The 18,247-nt window shown below is 38.5% G+C and carries 12 protein-coding genes; all 12 read right to left on the reverse strand.

Features of this window, described 5'->3' with window-relative positions; all coding sequences use genetic code 11:
• Window positions 1–9: 9 nt before the first annotated feature.
• The gene (locus ABYT26_RS11255) at window positions 10–1,779 is read right to left on the reverse strand and encodes an MAG1210 family protein (protein ID WP_372753900.1); all 1,770 of its coding nucleotides are present in this window, start codon (window positions 1,777–1,779) and stop codon (window positions 10–12) included.
• An 812-nt stretch (window positions 1,780–2,591) separates the two neighbouring features.
• A complete protein-coding gene (locus ABYT26_RS11260; protein ID WP_372753902.1) occupies window positions 2,592–3,770 on the reverse strand; it encodes a sugar MFS transporter in 1,179 nt (392 codons plus the stop codon).
• Window positions 3,771–3,821: 51 nt separating this feature from the next.
• Window positions 3,822–4,754, reverse strand: a complete 933-nt coding sequence (locus ABYT26_RS11265) for an ROK family protein (RefSeq protein ID WP_372753904.1) — start codon at window positions 4,752–4,754, stop codon at window positions 3,822–3,824.
• A gap of 48 nt (window positions 4,755–4,802) precedes the next feature.
• Complete coding sequence (locus ABYT26_RS11270; protein WP_372753906.1) at window positions 4,803–5,492, reverse strand: SGNH/GDSL hydrolase family protein; 690 nt, start codon at window positions 5,490–5,492, stop codon at window positions 4,803–4,805.
• 28 nt (window positions 5,493–5,520) lie between these two features.
• A complete protein-coding gene (locus ABYT26_RS11275; RefSeq protein ID WP_372753908.1) occupies window positions 5,521–7,116 on the reverse strand; it encodes a sialate O-acetylesterase in 1,596 nt (531 codons plus the stop codon).
• 21 nt (window positions 7,117–7,137) lie between these two features.
• Window positions 7,138–8,352: a glycoside hydrolase family 88 protein gene (locus ABYT26_RS11280; protein ID WP_372753910.1), complete on the reverse strand. Its 1,215-nt coding sequence runs from the start codon at window positions 8,350–8,352 to the stop codon at window positions 7,138–7,140.
• Between the two features lie 109 nt (window positions 8,353–8,461).
• Entirely contained in the window at window positions 8,462–11,137 is a 2,676-nt protein-coding gene (locus ABYT26_RS11285) for a hypothetical protein (protein ID WP_372753912.1), read from the reverse strand.
• Between the two features lie 132 nt (window positions 11,138–11,269).
• Window positions 11,270–12,091 carry an alpha/beta hydrolase gene (locus ABYT26_RS11290; RefSeq protein WP_372753914.1) on the reverse strand — a complete coding sequence of 274 codons (822 nt, stop codon included), beginning with the start codon at window positions 12,089–12,091 and terminating at the stop codon, window positions 11,270–11,272.
• Between the two features lie 55 nt (window positions 12,092–12,146).
• A complete protein-coding gene (locus ABYT26_RS11295) occupies window positions 12,147–14,570 on the reverse strand; it encodes a glycoside hydrolase family 3 N-terminal domain-containing protein (protein ID WP_372753916.1) in 2,424 nt (807 codons plus the stop codon).
• A 75-nt stretch (window positions 14,571–14,645) separates the two neighbouring features.
• Window positions 14,646–16,301, reverse strand: coding sequence for a sulfatase (locus tag ABYT26_RS11300; RefSeq protein ID WP_372753918.1), 1,656 nt, complete (start codon window positions 16,299–16,301; stop codon window positions 14,646–14,648).
• A 36-nt stretch (window positions 16,302–16,337) separates the two neighbouring features.
• Window positions 16,338–17,771 (reverse strand): hypothetical protein, encoded by a 1,434-nt coding sequence (locus ABYT26_RS11305; protein WP_372753920.1) that lies wholly within the window; start codon window positions 17,769–17,771, stop codon window positions 16,338–16,340.
• 259 nt (window positions 17,772–18,030) lie between these two features.
• On the reverse strand, window positions 18,031–18,247 hold a 217-nt coding region (locus ABYT26_RS11310), incomplete at its 5' end, for a hypothetical protein (protein WP_372753922.1).

Consider the following 18,247-nt stretch of genomic DNA (forward strand, 5'->3'; position numbering starts at 1 on the left):
ATATTTCTTTTACTTAACGATTCGCGCTAGTATATTCCCAACACGATCCCAGCTTTCAGTAGCTTGTTCAGCATTACTACTTTCACCATTCTTTGCTACCTTAACTTCTACCCTACTTTTTTTGTCAACAGCAATATATTCCGTCCAATAAACTGGAACTTTATGCCAACGCCCATCGCCCCCATACTTAGATATATAGTCAACTCTTTCCTCTGTCCTATACCCCCAAACATGAACATTAAGAGCATCTACATTATCCTGACTACTTTCAAGAGATGTCTTAATAATATTATAGGTAACCAAACCTGCTGGCTTAATCTCATCTATATCAATGCAATTGGCAACCATTTCATGCTCATAAAAACTAACATTGCTATCATATAAGTCTTTATATATGTACTCTTGCGTTTGATGCTGAGTATAAAGTGGCACAGCAAATATAGGAGCAAAAGTAAAGAATATATGCTTAAAGTAGCTGTTGTGATAATCTATAAACCTACTCCTAACTTTATCATAATCAATTCCCGTAAAATAATCATCTTTCACATTTAATTTCGAATTTTTCAAATGATCGGGATAAATAAAATTAATCATTTTGCGTTTTAAAAAAGCAAAGTCATCACCGAATCCTACTTCACTATCTTTAATCATTTTTATTAACTCTTGCTGAGCAAGCGGAGTGAATAGCAATCTAAACTGTGATTCATTGTCACGATCTTTTGCATAGAATAAAGCATCAAATTGATTGTTCCCCAAAGCGGTAAAGGTGCCTCCTTTTTTAGTTGATTTTTCAGATAATTTCTGAATTTCTTTACTTCTCTTTGCGATTAATTTTTCTAGTTTTCTTTCCTTCAATTCTTGAACATTAGAAGGCTCTCTGGAAAAAGATAACTTGTCTCCAACTTCATTTCCATACACAAGATGCGACGAATTTGCATAGTAAGGACACGGCTTATTTACATTAGCATATAAGGTATCAGAATGGTTCACAGTTCGTCGGTTGCCGTTACTATCTCTTTCGGTAGTTGACCAATGTATGGTTAGGGAACCTTGATATGTCTTAGTCCCCATAGTATGCTGTAATTTTTCACGAATAAAAAAAGGATTTCCTTTTATTTCCCCTGATTGAACAAAAAGGGTAGATTGCTCAATATTTTGTGCATGTTGTGCCGCATTAAGCCCAAACTTACCGGTCATATAGTCTAGTCTTTTGCTATCGAACATTTTATCAAATTTCACAAGAGGAATCGTCTTCGAGAACAATTCAGTATTATAATTCTTAAGCAACAATCTATTTAGTGGAAGCATTTGCTCATCTGCTTCGCTGTGTAATTTTTTAGATATTTCGAGTAATTTATCTTTTACATTGCCTAGTTCACTTAGCCTTTCTTTCGCTTTTTTTATAATTAATATCGATAAAATAATAAAAGCAACAGCAAGAACTATAATTCCAATATACATGCTTACATTATAAACTGTCTGGATTTGCACAACACTTACAACAATCGCTATTATAGAAATGATCAGAAGTACAATCGCAAAAGTTTTGAGATTCTTACGTCTTTTAATGGACTTATTGGTGTTCGATGTCTGGCCATTATTATCAGAAATTTTCTTATTAGTCGCCCGATTGGCCTCAATATCAATTTGTGATTTTTCTACCATCTCATCAAATAAGCTGATAGTTGACTCATTGTGTTGTTGCCTGTAATTCGTTCGATATGAATCTACTGGAGAATATATATCATGCATTGTTAATTCGTTTCCGTTTTCTTCCATTGTTTTTATTTAAGACATTGCTCTTTTTCACATAAAAATTTAATGAAACAATAAGCACTATGCCTATTGTTTTCCATGTTTCTTTTTTAAAAAGTGTTTTTATCCCCAATCAGGACATCAAAAGAACAACACTTTTACAAAAGGGTTCCAAAAATAAAATAAAATGGATCAAACAGTAGATTTTTAGTAGAGAAAAATTTTGAAAGCGATAAAAAAGAAACACTCTTCATAGGCAACGGAAGATAGCACTCAAAAGAGTATTTTACTGTACATCAACATCGATACATAACCATTTTAGAAGGAAGAATGTCCATTTTTAGTCTGTAGGACTCATTTTGACTCCGAAGAAGTCAGGTGTTTATAGAATCTAATTTCTACAAACATCCGACCTCTTAGGGTCGAATCACATGAGCACAGTGGGTAAATACAAGGAGTCAACAAAACGTAGGATCATTCTTTAGTCCTCGTCCGACATTTTCAGCATGTCTAGTTGAGCTTATTTTTACCACCCCTCTCCCTATCGGATTTCTCCCCTGAAAGGGAAAATTGCCGTCATTAATGATATCTACAAAAATGAACGTATTACAAAAAATAGTTTCCACAATAGAGCCAAAAAAAGTCCCCTTTAGGGGATTTAGGGGCATACAATCCATACGTAATCAATTATTCTACCACAGAAAGCACGGAGATTCACAGAGGTTTTTCAAACGTAATATCACGCAAGTGTGAAAAAAACAACACAAAAAAAAGGCTGTAAATCCGAAGAAATACAGCCCATTTATAATGCTTGGCATATCAAGCAAAAACGAAAATTATGCTTTCTGTTCTTTAATAGAAAAAGACAGGTAAAGAAGATAGAATGCACTTGCAAGAATCACAATTACAGCTCCTACCTGAGAACCTAGTCCATCGGACATCAATCCCATGATGAATGGAATGATAGCGCCACCAAACACACCGGTAATCATCAAACCGGAAATTTCGTTTGCCTTATCGGGACGAGATTGAATGGCATGACCAAAAATAATTGGGAAAATATTAGCAATGGTAAATCCGATTACTGCATAAATGGCAAAAACGGTAAATTTATCGCCCACAAAAATCAAAGCGATCAAAGCCAATACAGCACCAATCATATTCAATTTAAAAAACTTGTAAGAGGAAAATCTCGCCAAGAAAAAAGCTCCTAAAAAGGCACCCAAAGTACGAAAAGCAAAATAAACACTAGGTCCGTAACCGGCATCGATAGACGTTAAGCCACAACGTTCCATTAAAATTTTCGAGGAAGCTGTATTTACTCCTACATCAACACCCACCACAAATAAAATTCCCAGGAACATTAAAAAGATGGTTTTATCTTTTAGGATTTCCATGATATCGCCGAAAGAACTTGCTTTTCCTTCCACAGGCCCTTCATCAATAGAAGTAAACATCAACCAGATGGTAGAAAGAAGTGTGATGACTGCGTAAATTGGGAAAATGTATTGCCAGTTATCCAACTGAGTAGCTGCAAATGCGGCAATAAAAGGAGCGCTGAAGGAAGAGATTGCTTTCACAAACTGTCCTGCAGTTAAACTACTGGCCAATCGATCGCCTTTTACCACATTGGTAAGTAGTGGATTTAGCGAAACTTGCAAGATCGTATTGGCAATTCCCAACAAGGCAAATGCAAATAAAGAAGTGATAAAACTATAATCGATTAGTGGAATAAACATCGCCACAATGGTGATTGCATTACTCAAAAGAACCGTTTTTTTTCGTCCGATTTTATTCATTAACAATCCCGTAGGAATGGAAAAAATCAGGAACATAGAAAATAAGGCTACCGGAATAAGATTTGATAGGGTATCCTGAAAAGCCGGGCTATAGGCACCCAATAGATCCTCCTTTACGTGAGCCGAAGTAATTCCAACTACATCGCAAAAACCCATCACAAAAAACCCGAATAGTACTGGAAGGATTTTTGAAATTGATTGTTTGTTAGTATTCATAATTTGATTTTATTAAATGATATTTACTATTAATTCTGCTTAGAAAGTGATTTACATTTTAGGAAGAATTGGTTGTATGGTTTTCCAGTAATCAGCCGAAAGCATACGAGCACTTCCAATGATGGCAGCGTGCTCTTTTAAGGAGGAAAGATGAATTTGAGTGCTTACTCCCTGAGCTTGCAAAGCGGCTTCGAATGGAGGGCCAAACAAGTTGTAGGCTCCGGTAACATTTCCACCAATCACCAAAGCTTTGGCATCGAATTTTTTGAGCCATGGACCTAAGAATTCACCCATATTGCGACCATACTGATTGAATATTTCGGCTGCCTTCGGGTTCGTAGAAGCTGCTTCGGCAATCGGACGAGCACCGTTTACTTCCAAACCTGTTTCCTCCTTGTATCGCTTAATGAACCATCGGGTGGAAAAAGAATCATCAGCAATTCCATCGGCATAAGGCAAGTGCCAAACACAACCCATTTCAGGAACCTGATCTCCTTCCACAATTGGAATTCCAGCATCGATAAAAGCAGATCCGAATCCTGTTCCCAAGGTAATAGAAACACTTTTATCGGCATCGGCAGCACTTCCCAGCCAAGCTTCCCCGGCTGCAAAAGCAGAGGCATCGTTCATAAAGCGAAGAGGTGTAGCATCGTCTAGGTTGAGTAATATTTTCAATTTCGAAGCTACATCAACACCATTCAAGCTTTCGTATTTGTCAACCTGAGCAAAACGACCAATTCCGTTTGCATACTCGAAGGGTCCGGGCATTCCGAAACCAATTCCTGCAAGCTCTTTACTATCGATTCCTTTCATCGATTTAGCGATAACATCGGCCCAACTTTTAAGAATTGTAGCTTCATCAGCCTTATTGTCAACATCACCTTCACTGTGAGTTCCCTCAACCAATTCTCCTTTTTCCAGATCAACAAGAGCACAAGAAATATGACTCCCTCCTACATCTGTTCCAATTGCGTATTTTTTCATAGTTAAATTGTATATCGATATGATTTATTTTCAATTTCTTCTTTCCTGCTAGCAGCCTTTCAGCGCTTTTTTAATGGCTTTTTTCACCAACTTCTCCATTACTTTATACCCTTCAACACCAGGATGAACCGTATCGCGTCCATACTCTTTTTTCAATCCTTTTTGCTCATTCACCATTGATGTGTAGTAATCGACATACACAATCTTATTTTTCTGAGCGTACTCTTTAATCAGTTGATTGAGAACCAAAATTTTATCGGCTGGCTTAATTTCTTTGCGCCAGGAAAACGAGGTAGCAGGCAAAACACTTGTCATAACTACTTTAATTCCGTTCGCCTGAGCCAACTCGACCATGGAAAAAATATTTCCCGAAATTGCTTCTATGCTTATGGGGCCTTTGTTCTCGGCAATATCATTTGTTCCTGCCGATATCACCACCACTTTGGCTTGCAATTCAATTACATCCGGACGAAAACGAAGTAGCATTTGAGAACTCACTTGTCCGCTAATCCCCCGACAGATATATGGATTTGAGCTAAAAAAAGCAGGATCGTATTTCTTCCACTTTTCGGTGATGGAATTTCCCATGAATACAACACGGTTCTCGTCAGCCGATGGAGCAGCCAATTCAGAGTTCGCCTTGGCATATCTTTCTAAATTGGCCCAATCCTGAGCCATTACCGATGATGTTAAACATCCAATAAATAGGATCACCAAAAGTGATTTCAAACTTTTCATACTCGTTATTTTTAGATTGATTTTTTTACTATTCTTCACTGGAAAATACAGAAGCAGGTAAACCCTCTTTATTGTATAAATTTGCACCTTCCGGATTCGATGACCATCCGTAGCGCACCATGCGTGGAGCTTTTACTTCCGAGCTGGAAACTTCGATGGTGTTTTTCGAAACGATCTTAGCCTCTGCCGCTTTCCAAATGTGATCTTCCCCGGCAATCTGAAACCAGCTTAAAACTGTATCTACAGGAATTGTCTTCGCTGATAGTTCCTTATGTCCAACCATTAAACCGGAACCTACCTGATCGAATTTTATGACTATGGATTCCCCTACTATTTTCTGACTTTTATAGAGTGGCCCACTTACTGCAGGCACTTTTACCTTGTAATCCTTACTCAAAGCCCATAAGGCCAGCCTTCTTCCAGCATCCATTTTATTATGAGGATGCACATCTTTAGCCTCTCCGATATCATACAAAACTGCCATTCCGGTATTGCGTAATTTTAAAGTTCTTCGCAGCTGATCGTTCACCGACGCCCAACCCATATCCGAGCGTTCATCGGGAACATGGTAAGCTGCTAATTGAGCCCAATAAAAAGGCAAATCTTTTTGTCCCCAATCGGCTCTCCAACTTTCAATTAAAGTAGTGAAGTATTTTTCGTACTCATTTTCCAAATAGTGAGAATTAGACTCTCCCTGATACCACAGCACTCCTTTTACAGCAAAAGGAATAATAGCCGATAACATGCCATTGTAGAGGGTTGCCGGCATTTGTTTATCCATTTCCGGATCAACAGATGGATATGGTTTTCGAACGCTTTTTTTATTTGCTTTCCATATTTTCAATTTCTTTTGATAGACAGTATCTGCATATCCTTCCTTGCTCATTTCGGCAGTAAGAATTTTAGCTTCCGCACGATTCTGGTTAAAAAAGGCTTTTAGCTCCTCATCCGCCATGTAAGCATCTTCCGACAACCAGGGCTGAATTCGGGTTCCTCCCCAGGCACACTCAACAATTCCGATCGGCACATTCAATTCTTTTCTTAACTCTTTGGCGAAAAAATAGCCGATAGCTGTTATCTTTTTAACTTGATTTGCAGTCGCACTTCTCCACTCGCCTTTAAAATTGTTTTTCTTTTCGTACAGAGAAGAAGTTTGCGCTACTTCGATGTGACGGATAAAAGAATCATTGGCTGTTTTCACCTCTTCTCGTATGAATTCGACCAAAGGCTGATATTTTTCTTCCCGGGAATCTGACGTAAATTTAGACATGGCAAAATCCATATTCGATTGTCCAGTGCAAAGCCACACTTCCCCCGATAAAACATCATCCAATACAATTTGGTTGCTTCCGGATATTACAATTTGAAAAGGTCCTCCCGCCTTTGGTGTTTTCAGCTGCAAACTCCAGCTACCGTCTGCATGAGCAATCGTTTCCGATTTGGCGCCCCAGCTTGCATTTACCTGCACTTTTTCCAGAGGATTGGCCCAGCCCCAAACGGGAATGTTCGATTTCTGTTGTACCACCATGTGATCCGCAAAAAGCGAATTCAAACTTACCTCAGCAAAAAGAAAGTGAGGTAAAATCAGTAAAACAAAACCAATTAAAATGCTATTTATTTTCATCTATATTTCTTGAACGATTTCTTAATCGATTACCTGACCGGCCTCTATCTTCTTTAACTTTAATAGAGCTTCTAAATAGTAGTAATCGGCATAAATAATAGGCACATCAACTTCCTTATTCTTAGGTTTGTGCCCGGTAGAGTGCAACAGAATAGCTTGATTCTTATCTCCACTTAAATACTTAGGAGACGAAAGAATTTGCAGCAAAGATGTCGCTGCTTCCCTATACTTATTCTTTGCCGCCTCATCATCTATTAATTGATAAAGTTCCAACATACCGCAAGCCGCAACAGCAGCTGCAGATGCATCTTTGGGAGTTTCTGATGTAACTGGTGCATCAAAATCCCAGTAAGGAATTCCATCTTCAGGAAGACGCTCTAAAAATTTATCAGCCATTTTCATTGATGTTGTCAGGAATTCTTTCTTTCCTGATTCACGATACGCAATTGCAAAACCATAAATTCCCCAAGTTTGTCCTCTCGCCCACATGGAATTATCGGCATAACCCTGATGTGTTTTTCCCTCGATAAAGGCACCCGTTTCAGCATCAAACGAGCCTAAATGAAAGGCTGAATAATCAGGACGCACAATATGCTTCATTGTTACTTCGGCATGACTAATCGCAATCTCTTTTAATCGTTGTTCTCCACCATTTTTCGCTGCCCAAAATAGCAGCTCCAAATTCATCATGTTATCGATAATGGTGTTGTGCGGATAATTTTTATTTGAAGGCCAGGAATGAATACTGCCCACAATAGGATTGTAAAGAGTTGCCAAAGTATCAGCAGCAGCTAACATGATTTCTTTGTATTCTGGATTTCCAGTCAAACGATAGCCATTCCCATAACTACAATACACCTGAAAACCGATATCATGATCATTAGCTGGAGAATAGGCAATTTCTTGAATAGGTGCGGTAAATAGTTCGGCCTGTTTTTTTATATCCTCATCGCCCGAAAACTCGTAAGCATACCAAAGTACGCCCGGCCAAAACCCACTGCACCAATCCTTAACCATAACGCAATTCCAATGGGTACTATCCTTAAATATACGACGTGGAAAATGATTATAATCCTTTAACTCACTGGCACTTTTTTTGATTTTCACCACACTAGACACAAGAACCTGATCGATCTCAGATTGTTTTTCCTGTTTCGAAAAAAGTCCACATCCATTCGCAATTAATACAATGCCAAGCACAGCAATAATTCCTTTCACAAAGCTCATCTTCCTCATTATTTTCTTTTTTATCTCGATCTACAAACCCATTAAAAACAGATGACTGATTCTGCAGATCATCAGGTAATTGAATAATTATTCTATTTCAGTTCTAACTTTTACTATTCTAGTCAATACAAATTTGATATCCAGCCGGATACACTTTAGTCTTTTCTTTCGGTACTGATATTTTCACTGGTCCATCGGAAGAATAGTAGAGCTTTCCATCCATCAACTTCAGTTCAGCCGAAATAGCTCCATCAACAGCTTCGATACTATATTTTCCTTTTGTCAATGATTTACCTTTCCCTAAGTATAGATATTGAAATCCATCCCGATTCTCGGATGCTATTCCCAAAATCCCCTGAAAAGTAAGACCTGAAGCTGGTTCATACAACTCATTATCAATAGCATTACAGATAATCTGCGAAGAACCATCTTTGGAACTCACCGAAAGAGCCACAAATTTATCAGAATTAAGCAATTTTGAAATTTCTTTTACTGATTTTTCTCCTTCGTTATAAGACTCGAAAACGGCAACAAAAGGATGCTCCTGAGCATTATTATTGCTCTGACGAACGATAAGTGTTGGCGTAGTTTGAGGACTTCTGTTCACCATTCCGGGGGTAATATCAGATCGCAAGGTTGAAGGAGGAGCATCTACCACATAAATTTCACGATTCTCTTGTCCCATCATCCACATCGTAGTTTTCAGACTTGGCCTAACTTTATTTATGGTCCAGGTTCCCTGAAAATCTTTATCGAAATTTACTTTCACAGGATTTTTAAAGAAGGAATATGCGCGATGATATGGATGACTGATACTATCAACAGCACCAAGTTTCAAAAGATTTCCTGAATTGTCGGCCAGAGAAACAGCATCTCCCAATATATGTTGCAGGTAATCATTATCTGCCTGGTTGGAACGAAAAATATCCACATAATAACCACTTGTCTCAGAAGTTCGCACCATGGCAACCAAACGTCGTTTTTCAGCAGCGCTAATATCTGCAAAAGAACAAGTAGCAGAGGTTTCTGCTGTATTGTAAAAACTATTTGATGCATCCACCGAAGGATCCATTGCATTGATGGTAATTTCTCCTTTGGTATAACCTGGCATAATGGTATTCGAACCCGTTATTTCACGATGGTAGGCTGCATCTTTCGACCAGTAAGATTCATAAGCCGAAGCATCAGGATTTAAAGCATAGCCATCACCATAAAACTGCATGGCTAATCCATTGGGTGACAAATGACCGCCTTTACTACCTCCATATAAGGTAAACATCAAACCATTTTCCTCACTATTGCCATTTTTCATGATAATGTGACGATGATGTTCGGAATAGGCCGCCCTGTGAAAAGGCAATTCGTCTCCTGAATCTGGAAGAGCTTCGTACAAGCAAATTCCTTTCCAATCTATTTCGTTACGATTGTATTGTCCGGAAGCAATGCCCTTGCGAATAACTGTAGCCATTTTTTTTGCATTTTCAGTATCACCCTCCCAGGTATAATAAGTAAGCATATTGTCGAAAACAGCTAAATCGGTAGGACCTCCGCGCATATCTCCTACCACTACCAAATTACCACGAGCATCCAACCAGCCTAAATTGGCCATGGCTGCCTTTTGCAACAATGAATTATCGCCAATGGTATTTACTCCTGATTTATAAAGAGGCATTCCCATTTTCACAATCGCTCCAATCATGCCTGAAGCATAACCAGGAGACTCGGGCCATAAGCCTGTCACATCATCGAAATTTTTAATAAAACCGGGCAAAGCCTCATGGTAATCAGTTGTAATTTTAGTGTAGTAGGGAATGTAGTGTTCTTTTCCTTTTTGATCTTTATAGAAATCGTTCGATTCCAGAACCAAAATAGAGGGAATAATATTTTTGAATCCATTCACATTCCAGTTGCCACGTTTTCCTCCCCGAATTAAACCTAAATCGATAAATCGTTTAAAAACAACACCAGCTACTTCGGTGACATCTTTCTTTATGCTTTTTAGATGTTCTGCAGGATGCTCATTCAAAAAATCGTATAAAAAGTCATATATGATCGCAGCATTAATTTGGCGATCATCGTGAATTTGTTCATAGTCGTAAAAACCCATGATTCCTCCAGGTTTGTAGCCTCCAGGGCCATTTGTCGATTGCTGAGGATCTAGAGGTGGATTCATGTAATAGGTTCCCAACAACCAAGTCCAGAAAATATCGGCTGAGAATTTGGCGTACTTATCTTCCTGGGTAATCCAGTAGGCAAAAGCTGCATTTTCGGCTAATTTTAAAATTTCACCATTATTTGCACGAACCATGTGCCCTGTCTTTTTGTAAGGCACTAAAACAGGCGTTTTATCATCGCTAGCTCTGTCGATAGCCAACATATCGCCATTTTCGCTGTAGGCCAGGCGATCCTCTAAAGGAACATTGATGTAGCTATTCCAGGTACGCATGCCCGGAAGACGAACAGTTGGAACCGGTGCATTTCCTTCCCCGTAATCCCAGTTTTGTTTTTTGATGTAACATTGTGTGTATCGCTCCCCATCTTTCCAATACATGGCCAAACGAGAAGTAATCCATTCCGGATCGGATTGATGTCGATCGACATAAGGATTGATTTTTTCCTGAAGATTTTCCCAGGCTTTTTTTGCCCATTCCTCATTTTTTATCTTCGCTAAAATTGCCGTCCGATCCTCATTTTTTGCATAGAGACATGGGTGAATTTGAGCAAAAGTACTTCCTGCCTGAATTAAAAAACTCAAGGAAATAAAAAAAATCAGAGCTATTCTTTTAGAGACCATTTTACAATTCTTTTGTAAGTATTACTATCTCATCAAAAATAGCTCAAGGAACATCGGAAAAGCAGAATTTACGTTTCAATAAGTATGGAATTTGTTGCAAAAACGAACTCTCCGATGCGATTCTTAGCGGTTTTACTGCTTTTCTGATCGAAAAAACTGATCGAAGAATAAAAGTTGGTATTGGATAGAATTGGCCCAATACTTGACATTATGCTTTCCAGGACGCTCTGTATAATCATGCGGAATATTGCGTTCAAGTAATTTTTCGTGCATGCGTTTGTTAGCCTCGTGAAAGAAATCATCCGTACCACAGTCGAATATAATTTTCAGATGATCACCTTGCAAAAGGTAGACTAAATTGATCACTGAATTTTCTTCCCATGCTTCTTTATTTTCGGCATAAGTACCCAATCGTTTTGAAATATCCCAATTGTTGGGAAATGGACGAATGTCTAATCCGCCACTCGTACTTCCGGCAGCGCCCCAAATATCCTGATGTTTAAAAGACAGATAAAAAGCACCATGTCCGCCCATACTTAATCCTGCAATGGCTCGTCCAGATCGATTGGTAATGGTATGATATTTTTTATCGACAACTGTCAATAGTTCTTTGGTGATATAGGTTTCGTACTGCATTTTAGCATCAATAGGACTATCGAAATACCAACTGGTAAAACCGCCATCGGGACAGACAATGATAAATCCATAATCGTCTACATACTGCTTTAGTTGCGGTACTTTATGCAACCAGTCGCCAAAATTACCTGTTGCTCCGTGCAACAAATACAGAACCGGAAAATCTTTATTCTGAACCGAATAAGCATCGGGAACGATCACCAAATTAGGCAGTTCTTTCCCCATAGACACACTGGAAACCATTAAAGTGTCTATTCTTGAAGCTGAGGCAAATAAAACATTACCAATCAACAAAAACAAAACAAATACTATTCTCATAACCTTCTATTTTTTATATCATTTGATTGTTAATATCAAAACGAAACAATCAGAACTAATTTGCTTTTATTTCGAAAGCCTCAGTCAAACGAATGTCAACCGATGAACTTCCTATCATTATTTTAAATTTACCAGGCTCAACCGTCCAGTTCATATTCTTATCAAGCAAAGCCAGATCATCAGGATAAAGTGTGAAATGAAGCGTTTTTGTTTCGCCAGGAAGCAAATGAACCCGCTCGAAACCACGAAGCTGCGACTCGTAAGTTGTTACACTACTCACTTCATCTTTCAAATAAAGCTGAACCACCTCGTCTCCCTCTCGGGTTCCTGTGTTACTTAGCTCAAAGGAAAGCTGTATTTCCGCTTGTGAGTTCGCCTGCTTTGGATTTACTTTCAAATTACTGTATGCAAAAGTAGTATAACTTAAACCATATCCGAAAGGATACAAAGGACCTAAAACACGCGTGTTACCATATCCATTAGGACCTTCGCCAGGCTGTCCGGCCTGAGAACCTGGTTTAAACGGGAAATTTAATGGAATTTGACCTACTGTTTTAGGAAAAGTTACGGATAGCTTTCCGCCTGGATTATTATCTCCAAACAAAGTTTCAGCAATTACATCACCAGCCGAAGTACTCGGAAACCAAGCTTCCAGAATGGCAGGAAGAAATCTATTTTCCCAGTTAATGCTCAATGGTTGTCCGTTAATCAGAACTAAGACAACCGGTTTTCCGGTAGCATACAAAGCCTGTATCAATTGAAATTGTCTTCCCGGGAGTCCCAGACTTGTTCTCGACTTGGTTTCACCAACACGTTTTTCGTCTTCTCCCACAACAGCAATAATCACATCCGATTGCTTCGCTTTTTCAAGAGCAGCAGCAATTCCATCCCGCTCATCAAGCGAAAGCGGCTCAGGAATAATTTCACTTCCCGGCCAGTTCGGATCCACAATATCGCATCCTTTAGCATAGTCAACCTGTGCTTTTCCGGCTGCATATTTTTTAATTCCCTGATAAACCGAAATCGAAGGATTATTGGCTGGACCATATCGACTGTAGGTAAAACTAACTTCATCGGCCAAAGGACCGGTAACCAGGATTTTTCCTACTTTACTGATATTTAAAGGAAGAAGATTGTTCTCATTTTTCAGCAGCACCATCGATTCCAGGTTGATCTGCTTCGAAAGAGCTTCATCCTTTTTTGTGTGTACTAATTTGTCTGCTTCCGCAGGATTTTCCACATAAGGCTGATCGAATAAACCCAATCGAAATTTCACAGACAAAACTTCGCCTACTCTTGCATCGATGGTTTTCATGGAAAGTTTCCCTTCTGCAATCAACTCACGCAAAGGCTCGATATACGATTCTGCTGTACGGAAAGTAGTTCGAACATTCAAACCCGCTTCCACCACCTGTCTTACCGCCTCTTTATAATCCTCAGCTACATGATGCTTATCAGAAACATATTCAACCGCTTCGCTATCGGAAACGATATATCCTTCGAAAGCATATTGCTCACGCAGCAATTCCGTTAAAAAATAGTGACTTGCGGTAATCGGAACACCATCGTAATCATTATAACTACTCATCACACCTAAAGGCTTGGCCTCTTGAATCACTCTTCGGAAAGGATAAAGGTAAAGCTGATGCATTTCACGAGGCGCAACATGAGGATCGGCACGAGCATCACCATCGCGAGCGCCTTTGGGAATGCTATAAACAGCGAAATGCTTTAAGGTTGAAGCCACTCCCTGCGACTGAATTCCTAAAGTCATTTGCTTGCCCATTTCGGCAATATGAAAAGGCGATTCGCCATAACACTCCAGAACCCTTCCCCAACGCTGATCTGTGGCAACATCAAGAATAGGAGCATACACATTCGTATAGCCCAAAGCTTTTGCTTCACGCCCAAGCATTTCTCCAGCCTGATAAACCAAATCTTTGTTCCAGGTAGAACCGATACCAATTGGAGCAGGAAGTGGAGTTGCTTTTTTATGACACAAACCATGAACTCCTTCGTTGGTGAAATCTACAGGAATTCCCATTCGGGTTTCCTCAACAAACCACTTTTGAACCGTATTAATCGCTTCGGCGTGCTTACTGTAAGGAAAGGAATACTGTGTATATGTTTTTTCCCGATTATGAATGGTATTTAAATGCTCATCGATATTCGCGATACCATCCTTCCAAACGCAATTCTTCCATTCTTCGGTTGGCAGCTCATCTTTTAAAACTCGTGCATATCCGTAAAGTGTTGCCATTTGGCAGGTTTTCTCTTCTAAATTCATCAGAGACAATAGATTTTTAACTCTACTATCAACATTCTGAGTAGGATCTTCAAAAATATCCTTGACTCCATTCTTATTAAAATCAATCCACCCTTTGTGATAAATCACTTTGTCAGATTTTTTCATTCCTGAGAACAAAACGAAACAAAGTAATAAAACCGTTGTCAATTGTATTCGAATTCGGTATTGCATACTTTACTATTTAATCTGTGTAAAAAAAGCTGCTAAAAGAATCGAAAGCGATTCATTTAGCAGCTCAACTTATTTTTAATGAAGTGGAACCAAATTTGCGTCTGGATTCTCTTTCATCTGAATATATTTATCAATTAATTCCTGATCCAATTGAGAACTATCTCCATATTTTTTACGCATTTCTACTAACTCTTTCTTAAGCTTTACAACAATATCTGCATAAGCAGGATCATCAATAACATTATGCATTTCATTCAAATCCTTTTTACGATCGTAAAGCTCCCACTCGTCAACATCGTAATAAAAATGAATCAATTTATATTCCTGAGTAATAATTGCATAATGTCTTTTCACCATATGAATAGATGGATATTCGTAATAATGGTAGTAAACCGCATCTCTGGTCCACTCCTCATCATTCCCCTGCAATAAAGGAATTAAACTTTCTCCCTGCATATCGTCAGGTGCATCTACTCCCGCAGCTTCCAGAAAAGTTTGCGCAAAATCTAGATTTTGAACCATTTCTGTATTTGTTGTTCCAGGTTCTACAACTCCCGGCCAACTAATTAGTAAAGGTGTTTTAAACGATTCGTTATATACAAAACGCTTATCGAACCAACCGTGTTCTCCCAGGTAAAATCCCTGATCCGAAGTATAAACAATAATCGTATTATCCATTAAATCTTCCTCTTCCAGATGATCCAATAATCGACCAACGTTCTCATCTACAGCAGCAATACAGCCCAGGTAATCCTGCATATAACGCTGGTAACGCCATTTCATTAGTTCTGTATCACTCATATTATGATATTTTTCTTTAAAACCTTCCATTAAAGGCATGTAGGTTGAATCCCAAACTGCACGTTGTTGAGCATTCATACGACCAACTTCTCTATCAAAAGCGGACAAATCCCATCCAGAAGCATCTTTAATACCAAGTTCAGCCATCATTTCCGGATAAAGCTTTGAATCTCCTGCCCAGTTCATGTGCTTCAACAAGTTCATCTCGGCGGTCTTAGCAGCAGTTCCACGACCTTCGTAGTCGTCAAACAAAGTTTCAGGCTCTACAAATGTTTTCTTTGTATATTCTTTAAAATAGCGTGGTGCTGGTAACCATTCGCGATGAGGAGCTTTGTGCATATAAAACATCACAAAAGGCTCATCCTTTTTTCTGCGATTGTCCAACCAATCGATTGACATGTCTGTTATAATATCAGTAACATATCCTTCAACGGTAATTTTACCTTCATTGGTGTCAAATTCAGGATTATAATAGCTACCCTGACCTGGAAGAATTTTAAATTCATCGATTCCCTTTGGATTGTTTCCAAAATGCAATTTTCCAAACATCGCAGTTTGGTAACCTGCTTTTTGTAACAATTGAGGAAATGTTATTTGTGATTCATCAAAAGGGAAAACATTATCGGTTTTTCCATGTATGTGACAATGCTTACCGGTTAATATGGTAGCTCTGGAAGGTCCGCAAATAGAATTGGTAACACAAGCATTGGTGAATTTCATTCCATTATTTGCGATTCTATCAATATTTGGCGTTTCTATCAAACGATTAGAATAAGCACTTATTGCCTGATAAGCATGATCGTCCGACATCATGAAAATAATATTGGGTCGCTTGGGTAATTCCTTTTTCGCTGTATTCTCTTTTTTTGCCGTTTGACAAGAAAAAAGCACTGTACAAAAGAATACAAATACAATTTTTTGAAATTTCATAATCCCTTATTTTTTTTAATAATTACAATTGATTTCTTATTTTATTACCCGATTATCGGTTCCATTATCGATAACTTCCCCCTCAGATTTAACTGTTACTCCTGAACTTTTCGAGGATAATATTACAGGATAGTCAGTCCTATTAATAAGCTCAAAATCGGCGCCTTTAACGTTATTTTGATTTGGAAAATTTCCATTCAAAAGACGAATATTACCTTTATCGCCACCCACTTTTATCGATAAACCCTGATCTAGAGCTTCGGCTGCACCTCGCAAAGTAACTTTATGACCGCTACCTCCGATGTAGGCCACACTACCCGAGCCATTGCAATATTCATCCTCAGCAGGAATTATTGTAATATCTGCATTATAGTTTCTATCTCGTTCGTAAGTACTTGAATACACAGGACCATAGGCACAATCAGCCTTACAATCAACTACTTCACCCGAACCCAGAGAATAGCCATTCTCGCATCCTATAGCCACACAGCCTTTAACATATTTTTTGCCCGTCGCATGTGCCAGTGTTACCCCTGTTCTCATGTGTTTTATGGTACAATTTAGAACTGTTGGGTTATCGGTTCCTCTCTTATAAATTTCCCCATCAATAATGGTTGAACCACCATCATAAGCTCGGATTCCTGCTTCACCAAGACTCAACATATAACCAGCAGGAAGTTTGTATCCCCAAATTGTTTTAAAATCAACATCAAAAGCTGGTCCTGACGTTTCTGCTAAAATATCATCCGTACTGCGCATTTTTCCTTCTACCACGCATCCTTCAATAGTTGGATAACTTGCTGCCTGCATGAAAATCGCATGACCATACGAACGATGAATAATATGACAGTTTTTAGCATGATTTCGTAATCCGCGAACTAAGAATGCAGAATGTTTAAAATGCCTGATTACGTTTCTTTTTCCTTTACCAAATGCATCGCCATAACCATAAGGATATGATCCTTTAACTGTCATGTGAAAACCTTCCACCCGGTTATCTCTTCCATCCATACAAACGCCTAAAGCCCCTTTGTTTGGCTGGTCCTGTTCCGAACCGAGATCCACCATAGTAAGATTTTTCAACACATTATGGCTACCTGTTACCACAAGTTCATGAACTCTGTAAGTTCCAAAGCAATTAAATACCGAAGTCTCAATAGTTAAGGTTACCCCAGTAAAATCGTAAATGCTGTTGTTGCCGGAAAATTGCAATAGTATTTTAGCTCTATCCTCAAAATCGGTTGTTCCATAGATTCCTTTTTCAATATCAACAGGAGATATACTATAGGTTCCAGCAGCTAATTTTACATCTACATTATCTTGTTTCAGATAGGGTAACAGCTCAACCAAAGAATTCACTTTTACAGAACAAAATGCTGATTGAACAGCAAGAAAAGCACAACAAAACAGAATAATTTTCTGTAATTGTATCGCTAAATTACTTTTAAACCTTTTCACAAAAAATATCATTATCGCTTTCGTTTTATAATTTAATAGGAGTGCAAATTACTGAAATACGATTCTGATTGGTAGAATATAAATTTCAAAGAATAGGAAAAATGTTGCAAAAAAAAAGCGGACTATTTTTCAAATAGTCCGCTATATAATGCGTACAAGTCGTTTAACTGAGTTTACGAATGCATGTCGTTTTCACCACGAATAGAATTTAAAAACATTCCTCTTTTCATCTTTCCCAGATAAATGCTTTTACAAGGAAAAAAATGAACTTCTACTCTTTTTTCAAAGGAATTACCATATTCCATGTTTTTGTGAAACTCCAGGCTTTTTTCCCATTTCCGGTAGCAGCGAAAAAATGAGTCGGCACGCCATCTTCAATCAAAAGGAAAGGTCGTTCAAAATGATTTTGATAGGTCGTTGTTCCATCGTCCCACAAAACCTTACGACTGTATGCCAATGGATTCTTAAATAAGTTCCATTCCACACCA

Source organism: Labilibaculum sp. (assembly GCF_041595635.1).
GTDB lineage: Bacteria > Bacteroidota > Bacteroidia > Bacteroidales > Marinifilaceae > Labilibaculum.

Excerpts from the sequence above, each read along its gene's own strand:
- ABYT26_RS11255 (WP_372753900.1), bottom strand. The coding sequence starts at position 1,779 with ATGGAAGAAAACGGAAACGAATTAACAATGCATGATATATATTCTCCA.
- ABYT26_RS11260 (WP_372753902.1), bottom strand. The coding sequence starts at position 3,770 with ATGAATACTAACAAACAATCAATTTCAAAAATCCTTCCAGTACTATTC.
- ABYT26_RS11265 (WP_372753904.1), bottom strand. The coding sequence starts at position 4,754 with ATGAAAAAATACGCAATTGGAACAGATGTAGGAGGGAGTCATATTTCT.
- ABYT26_RS11270 (WP_372753906.1), bottom strand. The coding sequence starts at position 5,492 with ATGAAAAGTTTGAAATCACTTTTGGTGATCCTATTTATTGGATGTTTA.
- ABYT26_RS11275 (WP_372753908.1), bottom strand. The coding sequence starts at position 7,116 with ATGAAAATAAATAGCATTTTAATTGGTTTTGTTTTACTGATTTTACCT.
- ABYT26_RS11280 (WP_372753910.1), bottom strand. The coding sequence starts at position 8,352 with ATGAGGAAGATGAGCTTTGTGAAAGGAATTATTGCTGTGCTTGGCATT.
- ABYT26_RS11285 (WP_372753912.1), bottom strand. The coding sequence starts at position 11,137 with ATGGTCTCTAAAAGAATAGCTCTGATTTTTTTTATTTCCTTGAGTTTT.
- ABYT26_RS11290 (WP_372753914.1), bottom strand. The coding sequence starts at position 12,091 with ATGAGAATAGTATTTGTTTTGTTTTTGTTGATTGGTAATGTTTTATTT.
- ABYT26_RS11295 (WP_372753916.1), bottom strand. The coding sequence starts at position 14,570 with ATGCAATACCGAATTCGAATACAATTGACAACGGTTTTATTACTTTGT.
- ABYT26_RS11300 (WP_372753918.1), bottom strand. The coding sequence starts at position 16,301 with ATGAAATTTCAAAAAATTGTATTTGTATTCTTTTGTACAGTGCTTTTT.
- ABYT26_RS11305 (WP_372753920.1), bottom strand. The coding sequence starts at position 17,771 with ATGATATTTTTTGTGAAAAGGTTTAAAAGTAATTTAGCGATACAATTA.